This is a genomic window from Thauera butanivorans (genome assembly GCF_048398245.1).
Classification (GTDB): domain Bacteria; phylum Pseudomonadota; class Gammaproteobacteria; order Burkholderiales; family Rhodocyclaceae; genus Thauera; species Thauera butanivorans.
In genome coordinates, this window is record NZ_CP183038.1 from 4,044,285 (window position 1) to 4,058,371 (window position 14,087).

Below are 14,087 nucleotides of genomic sequence, written 5' to 3' on the forward strand. Positions count from 1 at the left end.
TGCTAGCACCAAGCCCTCTGAACGTCATCGTCCGCACAGCCGAAAGGGGCTGCACGACGGGCGGCAAACTCAATCCGCGTGGATCGCCCGCAAGGCTTCCGCCAGTTGCGGAGCAACGCATACCGCGTTGCTCGGATGGGTGATGCAGTCGGTACTCCAGATTTCTCCCACCCCGGCCTCGCGCAGCAAGGCCAGCGCACCGGCAGCGAAGATGGCATGGGTGACGGCCACATCGACGCTGGCCGCGCCCGCGTCGAGCAGGCTCCGTGCCGCCCGGGCCAGCGTATGCCCCGAACTGGCGACGTCATCGAGCAGCACCACTGGCCTTCCGGCCACGTCCAGCCCTGCGGGCAGCGCGACATCGACGCCGAAATCGCCATGCCTCACCTTGCTGCACACTGCGTGGTCGAAGCCGTGGCGCGCGGCGGCGGCCTGCACCCACTGCGCCGACTCCGCGTCCAGCCCCATCAGCAGCGCGCCCGGCCGCCGTTCGGCGACGAGGTCGGCAAGCAGCGGCGCGCCGGACAGGGCGAGGGCATGCGGCACGGGCACGACCTCGGCCAGCGACGAAACGCGGTGCAGATGCGGATCCACCGTCAGCACCGCATCGAACAGGCCTGCGAGAAAACCGCCGACGATCCCCTGGCTGACGGCCTCGCCGGGGGTGAACTCGTCGTCCTGCCGCATATAGGCGAGATAGGGTGCGACCAGCGTGACGTGCTCGGCGCCCAGCCGGCCGGCAGTACGGACCACCAGCAGCAGCTCCAGCAGCTTTTCGTTGGGGCGATGCAGGCTGCGATAGACGACCACCCTGCGCGGCAGGGCCTGGGGCAGCCGCAGATGCAGCTCGTCATCGGGGAAGCGGTGCCGCTCGATGACCGCACATTCGACACCCGCCGCCCGCGCCAGGCGTTCGGCCTCCGGGGTTTCATCGTCGAAGTGCAACAGCAAGGTATCCATCAAGACTCCACGAACAAATGCCGCAGCGACACCGCAAAACGCAGTCAGGCGCCGATACAGGCAGGCGAGTGGAGGCTACACTCAGGCTCCCGCGGTTTGAAGGATCAAATGTCCTCGGGCGAGAAGCACGCCACGCTGGGCATTCCCTTCAGCGGCTAAAGTCCATGACGGCAGTACCGTTATTGATCACATCGAAGCTGTCCTCCAATGAAGGGCGCGCGCCCGACGCCCGGCACTCTCACAATGTGGAGCAAGACTCATGGCATGGTGGAACAACAAGGAAACCGACGAACTGCGTCGGAAGCTGGCGGACAACGAACGCGAACTGGCCGAAGCCCGCGCACAGCTCGCCCGGACGGAAGCCGAGTTGGCCCGGCAGCAAGCCGAATGCGCCGAAGTGCGCAAGCGCGATGCGCTGAACGGCGCGCTCTTCGACAACCTTCGCACCTACGCCCAGACCATGGGTTCGGTACAGCACTCGTTCTCGCATCTGGCCGGCCAGCTCGCCGTCCAGGAATCCTCCGCCACCGACTCCACGCGCGCCGCCGACGACAGCAGCAAGGCCATTGCCCGCGTGTCGGGCCACCTCGGCACGCTCGCCGCCGAAACCAGCAAGACGACGGACTCTGTCCGGCAACTGACGACGCGCGCCGCGCAGATCGACGGCATCGTCCAGCTCATCCGGGAAATCGCCGATCAGACCAACCTGCTCGCACTCAATGCGGCCATCGAGGCAGCGCGAGCGGGCGAGCAGGGGCGCGGCTTTGCCGTGGTGGCGGACGAAGTCCGCAAGCTGGCCGAACGCACCGCCGGTGCCACCAACGAAATTTCCGAACTCGTCAGCGCCATTCAGAACGAAACGGGGCTGGTCGAGCGCGTCATCCGCGACCTCTCCGACAAGGCCAGCAGCGCGGCCGGCGAGGGAGGCAGCGCACGTTCGAGCATGGATGAACTGTGCGAACTGGCGCGAAGCATGGCCGACACCATGAAGCATGCTTCGCTGCGCAGCTTCGCCGAACTGGCCAAGCTGGACCATCTGGTCTTCAAGCTCGACGTATACCAGGCGCTGACGGGGCACTCGAACGCCTCGGCCGAAACGCTCTCCACCCACACGAGCTGCCGGCTCGGCCGCTGGTATCAGGAAGAAGGGCGTCAGTTCGCCCATCTATCGGGCTACCGCCAGCTCGAAGCACCGCATGCGCGCGTCCACCAGAGCGGCAAGACGGCGCTGCAGCGCCTCGCGCTCGGCGATCTGGAAGGCGTCATCAGCGCCGTGCTGGACATGGAGACGGCCAGCATCCAGGTGCTGGAAAACCTGCAGCAGATTGCCGACACGCTCGGCGACTGAGCCCGGCCGGCCCGCTCCCCCAGGACACCAACATGCCCGTCTACCGGCACATCCTGTTCGATCTGGACGGCACCCTGATCGACTCCGCCCCTGCCATTCTCGCCAGCTACCGCGACGCTTTCGCCGCTACCGGCCGCACGCCCGCACGTGCGATCGACGCCTCCATCGTCGGCCCGCCGCTGACCGAAACCCTGCAGATGCTGGCGGGCAGCACCGACCCCGGACTCATCGCCACGCTGGCCGAAGGCTTCAAGGCCAGCTACGACAGTACCGGCTACCTGCAGACGGCGGCCTATGCCGGCGTCGGCGACATGCTGGCCCGGCTGGCGGCAGGCGGCAGCCGCCTCGCGATCGCCACCAACAAACGCCTCCACCCCACGCAGTTGATCCTCCGGCACCTCGGCTGGGCGCATCATTTCGACGCCGTCTACGCGCTGGACATGTTCGAGCCGCGCCTGCCCGACAAGGCCGCGATGATCGCGCGCCTGCTCGCCGACCGCGGCATTCCGCGCGAGGAGGCCGTCTATGTCGGCGACCGCAGCGAAGACGGCGAATCCGCCGACGCCAACCGCCTGCCCTTCATCGCCGCGACCTGGGGATACGGCAGCCTCCAGTCCGGCGACATGGCTGCGCACTGGCAGGCAGCAGCCAGCCCCGCAGCGCTTGCGGACAGGCTCCTCGGCGCCTGACGCTCACGCCTGCGAATTTGCATCCGAAGCGGGAACGAGGCCCGAAAACGGCACCGCAGCCGCAGACGCTGCCGTAGCACGACAAAGCGGGCCGGCGCCGTCATCGCCTTGAAGGCATGCCGGCATCAGGCCTTTTCACCGGCTGGCCAGCCATCGGGCGGGTACACGCACCAGCCCCCTCCGCCCTTCCGCTTCACCGCGTAGAGCGCCTGGTCGGCACAGCTCTCGAGGCTGGCACGATCCTCGCCGTGAAGCGGCGACAGCGCGATCCCGACCGAGCCGGACACCCGTGCCTCGCCCCGCTCCAGCATGAAGGGCATGGCCAGCGCGGCGCAGATGCGCTGCGCCGCTTCCCTGGCGTCCTCGGCGCCGCCCACTTCGAGCAGGATGGCGGCGAACTCGTCGCCGCCGAAGCGGGCCACGGTATCCGATTCACGCACGCATGCGGCGATCCGTCCGCCGGCCTCGATCAGCAGGGCGTCGCCCGCCGGATGGCCCAGGCTGTCATTGACCGCCTTGAAGCGGTCGAGGTCGATGAACAGCACCGCGAACAGGCCGCCGCTGCGGTGGATCTTCGCCAGCGCGGCATCGAGCCGGTCCTGGAACAATGCACGGTTCGGCAGGCCGGTCAGGGCGTCGTGGTCGGCGCGGTACTGCATGCGCTGTTCGGCCTCCTTGCGCAGCGTGATGTCGGTCAGCGTCGCCACGAAGGCTTCGGCTTCACCCGCCAGGCTGGCCCGCGTGATCGACATCCATTGCACATAGGCGTCGCCGCTCTTGCGCCGGTTCCAGATTTCTCCCTGCCAGCAGCCGGTATCGGCCAGCGCGCTGCGGATGCCGTCGAAGAAGTCCTGCCCATGGCGCCCCGCCCCGAGCAGTTCCAGTCCGCGGCCGCGCACCTCTTCCTCGCCATAGCCGGTGATGGCGGTGAAGGCCGGATTGACCTGCACGATCCGCATCTCGCCGTCGATCAGCATGATCCCTTCGGCCGTGCTGTCGAAGATCGCCCGGTAGCGCGCCTCGCTGGCAGCGAGGCGGCGCTGGTCGCGCTGGCGCCGATCGATTTCGCGCGCCAGCCCGAGGTTGCTCGCCTCCAGTTCGCCGGTGCGCTGCGCGATGAGCCGCTCCTGCTCGGCATTGACGCGGGCGATCGCGCGCACATGGCGCCGCGCGGCGGCGAAGACGTAGTGGATCGATCCCGCGACGAGCACGAAGGCCGCCAGAAACACTCCCGCGACGTGCTGGCGCTGGGTGTCGCGCAGCTCCAGCAGCGTGGCCGCAGGCATGGTCACCGACACGCCGCCGCGGATGTCGCCGAGGCGATAGCCATCGGCGGCATGGCATTGCAGACAGGACGCGGTCATGTACAGGGGCGCCATGTAGCGATGGACCGGGCCGCCCCCGGTGTCGACCAGGGACAAACGCTCCGGCACGCCCCGCTCGAACGCGGCAAGCGCCTCCGCCTCCCAGGGGTCGGGCCTGTTGTCGGGCCGCAGCGGCCGCAGGCTGGTGAGGCGCAGCCGGATTCCGTCGGTCCGCTCCGCGAGTTCGGCAAGCTGCCGTGTCATGAAGGCCGGATTGACCATCGTCATGCGCTGTCCATCCAGCGTGACGACGTCGCGCCGGGGATGCACCAGATAGGGATTCGGCCGCGTGTCGTTCGTCACCAGCACATACACGCCGCCATGGCGGGCGTTCCAGTCGCGCGTGGTCTCGACCAGGCGGAACAGGGTCTCGCCCCGTTCGCGTGCGACCGCCATCGACGCCCGGTCGACCCGCTGCAGCTCGGCCCACAGCAGGCCGCCGAACAGCAAGGCGACCAGCAGGTGGACGAACGCGAGACTGCGGCAGTACCTGGCATCGTTCCCGCGAGCGGTGGAGAGCGGAGACTTGGGCATCATGGTTTCCAGTACACAATGCCTTGCCGTCACCGAAGCGGCAAGCATGGCCGCGCCCGGGCGAACCGCGGCTGCGGACGGCGGCGTTCAGGCCGGCGCGGATGCGAGGCCGGCGAGTTCGTCGTCCTCGGTCGCCTCGCCGATGAAGCCGCCGCTCTGCCGTGCCCACAGTCGCGCATACAGGCCGCCGCGCGCGAGCAGGCTGCGGTGGTCACCCTCCTCGACGATGCGTCCCTTGTCCATCACCACCAGCCGGTCCATCGCTGCGATGGTCGACAGCCGGTGGGCGATCGCCACCACCGTCTTGCCTTCCATCAGACGGTACAGGCTGGCCTGGATCGCTGCCTCGACTTCCGAGTCGAGCGCGCTGGTGGCCTCATCGAGCAGCAGGATGGGCGCATCCTTGAGCATCACGCGGGCGATGGCGATGCGCTGGCGCTGGCCGCCGGAGAGCTTCACGCCGCGTTCGCCGACGTGGGCGTCGTAGCCCGTGCGGCCTTTCGGGTCGGTGAGGCCGAGGATGAAATCGTGCGCTTCGGCACGCTTCGCGGCCGACATCATCCCGGCCTCGCCCGCATCCGGGCGGCCGTACAGGATGTTGTCGCGCACCGAGCGGTGCAGCAGCGAAGTGTCCTGCGTCACCATGCCGATCTGCGCGCGCAGGCTGTCCTGCGTCACCGTGGCGATGTCCTGGCCGTCGATCAGGATGCGGCCCTGGTCGATGTCGTAGAAGCGCAGCAGCAGATTGACCAGCGTGGACTTGCCGGCACCGGAGCGCCCGACCAGGCCGATCTTCTCGCCCGGCCTGATGGTCAGCGACAGGTCGTCGATGATGCGCCGCGCCTCCGGCCCGGCCGCGCCATAGGAGAAACCCAGGTGCTCGAAACGGATCTCGCCCCTGTCCACCACCAGCGGCTTCGCATCCGCGCGATCGACCACCGCATGCGGACGCGACAAGGTGTTGATGCCGTCCTGCACGGTGCCGACGTTCTCGAACAGCGAAGCCATCTCCCACATCACCCAGTGCGACATGCCGTTCAGGCGCAAGGCCATCGCCGTCGCCGCCGCCACCGCGCCGACGCCGACCTCGCCCTGGCTCCACAGCCACAGCACCAGACCGCCGGTGCTCAGGATCAACAGCATCGACAGGCTGTGGTTGATGATCTCGATGCTGCTGACCAGCCGCATCTGCGCATGCACGGTGTGCATGAACTCCTGCATCGCGCTGCGCGCGTAGCCCGCCTCGCGGCCGGCGTGCGAGAACAGCTTCACCGTGGCGATGTTGGTGTAGGCATCGGTGATGCGGCCGGTCATCAGCGAGCGCGCGTCGGCCTGGGCCCGCGCCACTTTCGACAGCCGCGGCACGAACCAGCGCAGCGACACCGCATACAGCGCCAGCCAGCCAAGGAAGGGCAGCAGCATCCACAGGTCGAAGCTCGCCACCACCGCGGTGAGGGTGACGAAGTAGATGACGACGAAGACCAGGATGTCGGTCATGATCAGGCAGGTATCGCGCACCGCCAGCGCGGTCTGCATGACCTTGGCCGACACCCGGCCGGCGAACTCGTCCTGGTAGAAGCTCATGCTCTGGCCGAGCATCAGGCTGTGGAACTTCCAGCGCAGCCGCATCGGGAAATTGCCCGCCAGCGCCTGGTGCTTGAGCATGGTCTGCACCGCCACCAGCCCGATGCTGCCGAGCACGATCGCCGCCAGCCACAGCAGTTTGCCGCCCTCGTCGGCCCACAGCTGCGCCGGCTCCACCGCCGCCAGCCAATCCACCACCTTGCCCAGCATGGCGAACAGCAGCGCCTCGAATGCACCGATGGCCGCGGTCAACAGCATCATGCCGAGGATGAAAGGGCGCGTGCCTTCGGTCGCCGCCCACAGGAAGGCGAAGAAGCGCTTCGGCGCGGGTTGCGGCGCAGTGACGGGATAAGGATCGATGCGGCGCTCGAACCAGTTGAAAAGCAAGGGAACTCTCCGTCGGAAAGGGGCGAGGCCGGAAAGCGAAAATGCCCCGCACCAGGCGGGGCATTCTACGACAGTGCAGCGGCAGCTCAGGCCGGCGCGCTGCTGCGGATCAGGTGATCGAAGGCCGACAGCGCCGCCTTGGAGCCTTCGCCCATGGCGATGACGATCTGCTTGTACGGCACCGTGGTGCAGTCGCCGGCAGCGAACACGCCCGGCACCGAGGTCTGGCACTTGGGATCGACGACGATCTCGCCGAAGCGGCTCAGCTCGACCGCCCCCTTCAGGAAGTCGGTGTTGGGCAGCAAGCCGATCTGGACGAAGACGCCTTCCAGCTCGATGCGCTGCGACTCGCCCGTCCTGCGGTCGGTATACACCAGGCCATTCACCTTTTCGGTGCCGGTGACTTCAGTGGTCTGCGCGCTCTTGATCACGGTGACGTTGGCCAGGCTGTGGAGCTTCTTCTGCAGCACCGCGTCGGCACGCAGCTCATCGGCGAACTCCAGCAGCGTGACGTGGCCGACGATGCCGGCGAGGTCGATCGCCGCCTCGACGCCCGAGTTGCCGCCGCCGATCACCGCCACGCGCTTGCCCTTGAACAGCGGGCCGTCGCAGTGCGGGCAGTAGGCCACGCCCTTGCCGCGGAACGCCTGCTCGCCGGGCACGTTCATCTCGCGCCAGCGTGCGCCGGTGGCAAGGATCACGGTCCTGGCCTTCAGTGCCGCGCCGTTCTCCAGGTGCACTTCGGCCAGCGTGGCGCCGTCCGCGCTGCCCGGCACCAGCTTTGCCGCGCGCTGCAGGTTCATGATGTCCACTTCGTACTGCTTGACGTGCTCTTCGAGCGCCATCACCAGCTTCGGCCCTTCGGTTTCCTTCACCGAGATGAAGTTCTCGATCGCCAGCGTGTCCATCACCTGGCCGCCGAAGCGCTCGGCGACGATGCCGGTGCGGATGCCCTTGCGTGCGGCATAGATCGCCGCCGCGGCACCGGCCGGGCCGCCGCCGACGATCAGCACGTCGAAGGCATCCTTGGCCGACAGCTTGTTCGCATCGCGCGCCGCGGCGCCGGTGTCGACCTTGGCCAGGATCTCGCCCAGTTCCATGCGGCCGGCGCCGAATTCCTCGCCGTTCAGGTAGACCGTCGGCACCGCCATGATCTGGCGCTCTTCGACTTCCTGCTGGAACACGCCGCCATCGACCATGGTGTGGCGGACGTTGGGGTTGAGGACCGCCATCAGGTTCAGCGCCTGCACCACGTCGGGGCAATTGTGGCAGGACAGCGAGATGTAGGTGACGAACTCGAAGTCGCCTTCGAGCGCCTTGATCTGCTCGATCACCTCGGCTTCGACCTTGGGCGGATAGCCGCCGGCCTGCAGCAGGGCGAGGATCAGCGAGGTGAATTCATGGCCCATCGGCAGGCCGGCGAAGCGCACGCGCGCCTCTCCGCCCCTGGGGCCGACCGAGAAGGACGGCTTGCGCTCATTGCCGTCGCGCTGTTCGATCAGGGTGATCAGGTTGGACTGCTCGGCCACGTCCTTGAGCAGTTCGAGCATTTCGCGCGACTTGCCGCCATCGTCCAGCGACGCCACGATCTCGATCGGCTGCGTCACCCGTTCCAGATAGGCTTTCAATTGAGTCTTGATATTGGCGTCCAGCATGATGGCTTCTTCCTTCAAAAATTCGGCCGCCGCTGTTTACGGCGATCCTGATACGACACAGCCGGCACTCGGCCGGCTGTGGAGCGGGCAGCCCGGGCCGGATGGGCCCGGACGGTGCGACGAAGGACTCAGATCTTGCCGACCAGGTCGATCGACGGCGCCAGCGTCTTTTCGCCTTCCTTCCACTTCGCCGGGCACACTTCGTTCGGGTGGGCGGCGACGTACTGGGCGGCCTTCAGCTTGCGCACGGTTTCGGTGACGTCACGGGCGATGGCGTTGTCGTGCACTTCCATCGTCTTGATGATGCCTTCCGGGTTGACGATGAAGGTACCGCGCAGAGCCAGGCCTTCTTCCTCGATATGCACGTCGAAGGCCTTGGTCAGCTGGTGGGTCGGGTCACCGACCAGGGCGAACTGGGCCTTGCCGACGGCCTGCGAGGTTTCGTGCCACACCTTGTGCGAGAAGTGGGTGTCGGTGGTGACGATGTAGACTTCGGCGCCGGCCTTCTGGAACTCGCCGTAGTGCTCGGCGGCATCTTCGATTTCGGTCGGGCAGTTGAAGGTGAAGGCGGCCGGCATGAAGATCAGCACGGACCACTTGCCCTTCAGGTTGGCGTCGGAGATTTCGATGAACTTGCCGTTCTGATAGGCCTGGGCTTTGAAAGGCTTGACTTCGGTGTTGATCAGCGACATCTGGCATCCTCCAGCGGGGGGTTGATGAAACGGGGGTGTTGAATCGATGGGGCGGAGTTTAGACCGGTTCCATGAATTGCTCTAATTGATAATCGAGATACTGTCGATTTAATTTCGCTATCAGCAAGCCATCCAGAAATGGTCATCTCCAATCGCCCGCCAGCCTGCGGCGACAGGCTCGCAGCAAGGCCGGCGATCTTCCATAGCTGGGAGCGAGATCCGGAAAATCAAGTGCTGGCGAGATGCCGGCGCACTGAAATGACCGCACCCAGCCAGCCGAGGAAGGCCGCGAAGGCGACGATCGCCAGCGACGCGCGCCAATCCGGGCCGCCGAGCTGGAACACCGCGCCATAGGTCTGCGCCAGCCGCGCCACCGGCTGTCCCAGCGCCTCCACGCCAGCCCACACCGTACCGAGCGCGACCAGGCCGCCGAGCGCACCCTGCAGCCCGCCGAACCAGTAGAAGGGCCGGCGGATGAAGGGGTCCGTCGCACCGAGCAGGCGGCTCACCTGGATTTCCTGGCGCTGGGTCAGGATCTGCAGGCGAATCGTGTTGAAGGTGACGATGATAAGGGCGAAGCCGAGCAGCCCGGCCAGCATCAGCACCGCGGAGCGCCCCAGCTCCAGCAGGGCATGCAGGCGCGCGACCCAGGCCGAATCGAGCTGCACATGCGCAACCGTGGGCCAGGTGCCGATGTCCGCCGCCATCTGCTCGAACAGTTCGGGGTCTTCGCCCCGCGGTGTCAGCACGAAGGCATCGGGCAGCGGATTGTCGCCCAGCCCGGCCAGCACGTCGCCCAGGCCGCTGGCGGCGAGCTGGCCGAGCGCTTCGTCACGGGCGACGAAGCGGTAGCTGGCCAGCGCGGGCATGGCCTTGAGCCTGGCCTCGATCGCCTCGGCGTCGGCCTTTTGCGCCTGCGTGTCGAGGAAGATGCTGATTTCCGGCGTTCCCGACACACCGCGCGCCAGCGAGGCGGCATTGTCCAGCAGCAGGTAGCCGCCGCCCGGCAGCGACAGCGCGATCCCCACCACCAGCGCCGACAGCAGGGTGCCGACCGGCTGGCCGAACAGGCGGCGCAGCGCCTGGGCGATGGCCCGCACATGCAGATACAGCCAGTTGCTCATTGGACTCCCCTCCGGTCGCTGGCGCGACCATCTCCCCGCCGAAGGGGAACGCCGCCTTCGGGCAGCCGGGCGACGGCGCTCATGCGAACACCCTCATCTCGCCACCCTTGTCTGCCGTGCTGCCGGCGGGGCGGCTGTCCCCGGTCAGTTCGCCCTTCTCCAGCACCAGCCGGCGCGGCTGGCTGGCGGCGAACAGGGAAACGTCGTGGGTGCTGACGAGCACGGTGACGCCCGCCTCGTTGAAGGACAGGAACAGCTCGGCGATGTCCGCCGCGTAGGCCGGGTCGAGGTGGGCGGTGGGCTCGTCGGCGATCAGGATGGATGGCCTGTTGACGATCGCGCGCGCGATCGCCACCCGCTGCTGCTCGCCGCCCGACAGCCCCGCCGGCATTTCCTTGCCGCGCCCGTTGAGGCCGACCCGGTCGAGCGCGGCCGCCACCCGCCTGGCGGCGTCGCGCGGCGGATGGCCGGTGATCACCAGCGGCAGCATCACGTTGTCGAACACGTTGCGGTCGAACAGCAGCCGGCTTTCCTGCAGCACCAGGCCGAGATTGCGGCGCAGATAGGGAATCGCCGCCTTCGGCAGATGCGACACGTCCTGGCCGTTGATCAGCACGCGGCCGGCGCTCGGCCGCTCGATGACCGGGATCAGCTTCAGCAGCGTGCTCTTGCCGGCGCCGGAATGGCCCGACAGCACCACCAGCTCGCCATGGCGAATCGCAAAGTCGACGCCGGCCAGCGCCGTGTAGCCGCCCGCATAGCGTTTGGCCACATCCTCGAAGACGATCATGCGCGTTCGCCTTCTCCGTTCCTGGCCGCGCCCGCGGCGGGCTCGAACAGCGCATCGACGAACTCCCGCGCCTTGAACGGCTGCAGGTCGTCGATGCCTTCGCCGACGCCGATGAAGCGCAAAGGCTTCGGGCACTGGCGGGCGATCGCCGCCAACACGCCGCCCTTGGCGGTGCCGTCGAGCTTGGTCACGACCAGGCCGGTGACGCCGACCGCCTTGTCGAAGGCCTTGACCTGGGCCAGCGCGTTCTGGCCGATGTTGGCGTCGAGCACCAGCAGCACCTCGTGCGGGCCGCTCGGGTCGGCCTTGGCGATGACGCGCCTGACCTTGGCGATCTCTTCCATCAGGTGGAGCTGGGTCGGCAGCCGGCCGGCGGTATCGGCCAGCACGATGTCGATGTTGCGCGCGCGCGCGGCGTTGATCGCATCGAAGATCACCGCCGCGGCATCGCCGCCGTCCTGCGCCACCACGGTGACATTGTTGCGCTCGCCCCAGGTCATCAGCTGCTCGCGCGCCGCGGCGCGGAAGGTGTCGCCGGCAGCCAGCAGCACGCTCTTGCCCTGGGCCTGGAAATGCTTGGCCAGCTTGCCGATCGAAGTCGTCTTGCCGGCGCCGTTGACACCCGCGATCATGATCACGAAGGGCTTGTGGGTGCCGGCGTCGAGCGGCTCTTCGAGCGGCGCGACGATGGCCTGCAGGCCGTCGGCCAGCGCCTTCTGCAACTGGTCGGCGGTTTCCAGCCGGTCGCGCTTCCAGCGCAGGCGCAGGTCGTCGATCAGGTGCTGGGTGGCCTCGACACCGCAATCGGCCATCAGCAGCGTCGATTCGAGTTCCTCCAGCAGATCTTCGTCGATCTTGCGGCGACCGAACAGGCTCGCCAGGCCGCCGCCCAGCTGCTGCCGGGTGCGGGCCAGGCCGGCCTTGAGGCGGTCGGTCCAGGAGCGCTTGGCCGGCGCTTCGGCGGCTGCCGGGACGGCAGGCTCATCGGCGGGCACCACGGGCTCGGCGGCTTCGGCAACAGCCGGCGTTTCCAGCGGCCCGGGCTCGACGGCGCTTGCAGAATCGCCAGCGGTCGCAGGCCCGGCGGTCTCGGCGGCCGGCGGCAGGACCGCGGTTTCGGCTACGGGTCCAGCCGCGGCTTCGGGCCCGGTTTCGACGGCGGGCCCGACATCGGCAGACGGCACGGCTGCGGCCGGCTCTGCCTCATCCGCCTGCATCCCCGCAGGCGCTTCGGTGGCTTCCGCCGGCACCTCCAGGGCGACGACTTCTTGCTCTGCTTCGGGGGCGACATCGGCGACGGCATCGGCCGATACCTGCTCGGCAACATCCTCGGCCGGCGGCTGGCCGGCTTCGGTTTGCCCGGTCTTGCCGAACTTCTTCTTCAGGAAACCAAACATTGCACGCTCGGGTCAGAGGGAACGTTTCGCGTCGGCGGCGCCCCACGCCAGCCGTGGGCACCCGCAACCGATCACGTTAAGATGCGGCTCCCCGTCCGGCCGGCGCGCACTGCGCGCCAGGCCCGGCGGAGCGCCGCGAATTCTAACAGATGCAGGACATCCCCATGTTTCTCCACACGTTTGCCCGCGCCCTCGTCATCGGCGGCATTGCCGCCGCACCGCTGCTCACGCCTTCGGCCGTGCTTGCCAATCCCTTCGAGACCACGCTCACCAACGGCATGAAGGTCATCGTCAAGGAAGACCGCCGCGCGCCATCGGCGGTGCATATGGTGTGGTACCGCAGCGGCTCGATGGACGAACCCGAAGGCGTGTCCGGCGTCGCCCACGTGCTCGAGCACATGATGTTCAAGGGTACGAAGAACGTCGGCCCCGGCGAGTTCAACAAGCGGGTGGCCGCGGTCGGCGGACGCGACAACGCCTTCACCGGCAAGGACTACACCGCCTATTTCCAGCAGGTGCCGCCGGACCGGCTGAGCGAGATGATGGCGCTCGAAGCCGACCGCATGCAGCACCTGGTGCTGGACGACGAAGCCTTCCGCCGCGAACTCGAAGTCGTCAAGGAAGAGCGCCGCCTGCGCACCGACGACCAGCCGCGCGCGCTGGTCTACGAACAGTTGATGGCCACCGCCTTCAAGGCCCATCCCTACCGCCGCCCGGTGATCGGCTGGATGCCCGACCTGGAGGCGATGCAGCCCGAGGACGCCCGCGAGTGGTATCGCCGCTGGTATACGCCGGCCAACGCCTACTTGGTGGTGGTGGGCGACGTCGATCACCGCCGCGTGTTCCGCGACGCCGAACGCTACTACGGCCCGATCGCCGCTCGCCCGCTGCCCGCCCGCCGCATCTCCGCCGAACCCGTCCAGCAGGGGCCGCGCCAGGCGGTGGTGAAGGCGCCGGCCGAACTGCCCTACCTGAGCATGGCCTGGCACGTGCCCGCCATGCGCGACCCGGCACGGGATCGCGACGCCTACGCGCTGCAGGTGCTGTCGGCCGTGCTCGACGGCTACGACGGCGCCCGCCTGACCCGCAGGCTGGTGCGCGACAGCGCCCTGGCGCTGTCCGCCGGCGCCGGCTACGACGGCAGCGGCCGCGGCCCGGCACTGTTCTACCTCGACGGCGTACCGGCCCCCGGCCACTCGGTCGACGAACTCGAAGCCGCCCTGCGCGCCGAACTGCAGCACATCCGCGACGAAGGCGTCAGCGAGGCCGAGCTTGCCCGGGTCAAGACCCAGGCCGTGGCCAGCCGGGTCTACAAGCGCGACTCGCTGATGGGGCAGGCGATGGAAATCGGCTACATGGAATCGGCCGGCCTGTCGTGGCGCGACGAAGAGCTGCTGCTCGAAGGCCTGCGCAGCGTCACCGCCGAGGAAGTCCGCAGCGTGGCACAGCGCTACTTCAGCGACGACAGCCTGAACGCCGCCCGCCTCGAGCCGCAGCCGCCGGCGCCCCCTCGCCCGCGCTCGCCGCTCGCGCCGGCGCATCACTGATCGCTTCCGCCAACCG

The 14,087-nt window shown here is 68.1% G+C and carries 11 protein-coding genes; 3 read left to right on the top strand and 8 right to left on the bottom strand.

The window, feature by feature from the left end; genetic code table 11:
- Positions 1 to 69: 69 nt before the first annotated feature.
- A complete protein-coding gene (locus ACNQFN_RS19600; RefSeq protein ID WP_418647338.1) occupies positions 70 to 960 on the bottom strand; it encodes a ribose-phosphate diphosphokinase in 891 nt (296 codons plus the stop codon).
- Positions 961 to 1,219: 259 nt separating this feature from the next.
- On the opposite strand from ACNQFN_RS19600, the gene ACNQFN_RS19605 reads away from it, so the two are divergent.
- The gene (locus tag ACNQFN_RS19605; protein WP_418647339.1) at positions 1,220 to 2,308 is read left to right on the top strand and encodes a methyl-accepting chemotaxis protein; all 1,089 of its coding nucleotides are present in this window, start codon (positions 1,220 to 1,222) and stop codon (positions 2,306 to 2,308) included.
- Positions 2,309 to 2,340: 32 nt separating this feature from the next.
- Entirely contained in the window at positions 2,341 to 2,997 is a 657-nt protein-coding gene (locus tag ACNQFN_RS19610) for an HAD family hydrolase (protein WP_418647340.1), read from the top strand.
- Between the two features lie 125 nt (positions 2,998 to 3,122).
- On the opposite strand, the gene ACNQFN_RS19615 is transcribed toward ACNQFN_RS19610, so the two are convergent.
- The 7 genes from ACNQFN_RS19615 to ftsY form a co-directional block, all read right to left on the bottom strand.
- Positions 3,123 to 4,898 (bottom strand): diguanylate cyclase domain-containing protein, encoded by a 1,776-nt coding sequence (locus ACNQFN_RS19615; protein WP_418647341.1) that lies wholly within the window; start codon positions 4,896 to 4,898, stop codon positions 3,123 to 3,125.
- Between the two features lie 84 nt (positions 4,899 to 4,982).
- The gene (locus tag ACNQFN_RS19620) at positions 4,983 to 6,866 is read right to left on the bottom strand and encodes an ABC transporter ATP-binding protein (protein WP_418647342.1); all 1,884 of its coding nucleotides are present in this window, start codon (positions 6,864 to 6,866) and stop codon (positions 4,983 to 4,985) included.
- 86 nt (positions 6,867 to 6,952) lie between these two features.
- Complete coding sequence (gene ahpF / locus ACNQFN_RS19625; protein WP_068635985.1) at positions 6,953 to 8,521, bottom strand: alkyl hydroperoxide reductase subunit F; 1,569 nt, start codon at positions 8,519 to 8,521, stop codon at positions 6,953 to 6,955.
- 128 nt (positions 8,522 to 8,649) lie between these two features.
- Positions 8,650 to 9,213, bottom strand: coding sequence for an alkyl hydroperoxide reductase subunit C (ahpC, locus tag ACNQFN_RS19630; protein WP_418647343.1), 564 nt, complete (start codon positions 9,211 to 9,213; stop codon positions 8,650 to 8,652).
- A gap of 227 nt (positions 9,214 to 9,440) precedes the next feature.
- Positions 9,441 to 10,337 (bottom strand): permease-like cell division protein FtsX, encoded by an 897-nt coding sequence (ftsX, locus tag ACNQFN_RS19635; protein ID WP_418647344.1) that lies wholly within the window; start codon positions 10,335 to 10,337, stop codon positions 9,441 to 9,443.
- Positions 10,338 to 10,416: 79 nt separating this feature from the next.
- Positions 10,417 to 11,127 (bottom strand): cell division ATP-binding protein FtsE, encoded by a 711-nt coding sequence (locus tag ACNQFN_RS19640; protein ID WP_418647345.1) that lies wholly within the window; start codon positions 11,125 to 11,127, stop codon positions 10,417 to 10,419.
- Positions 11,124 to 12,524 carry a signal recognition particle-docking protein FtsY gene (ftsY, locus tag ACNQFN_RS19645; protein ID WP_068635959.1) on the bottom strand — a complete coding sequence of 467 codons (1,401 nt, stop codon included), beginning with the start codon at positions 12,522 to 12,524 and terminating at the stop codon, positions 11,124 to 11,126. Before ftsY ends, ACNQFN_RS19640 begins: the two co-directional genes overlap by 4 nt.
- 164 nt (positions 12,525 to 12,688) lie before the next feature.
- Here ftsY and ACNQFN_RS19650 point away from each other — a divergent pair, with 164 nt between their 5' ends.
- Positions 12,689 to 14,071 (top strand): M16 family metallopeptidase, encoded by a 1,383-nt coding sequence (locus ACNQFN_RS19650; RefSeq protein ID WP_418647346.1) that lies wholly within the window; start codon positions 12,689 to 12,691, stop codon positions 14,069 to 14,071.
- The last annotated feature ends 16 nt before the right edge of the window (positions 14,072 to 14,087 follow it).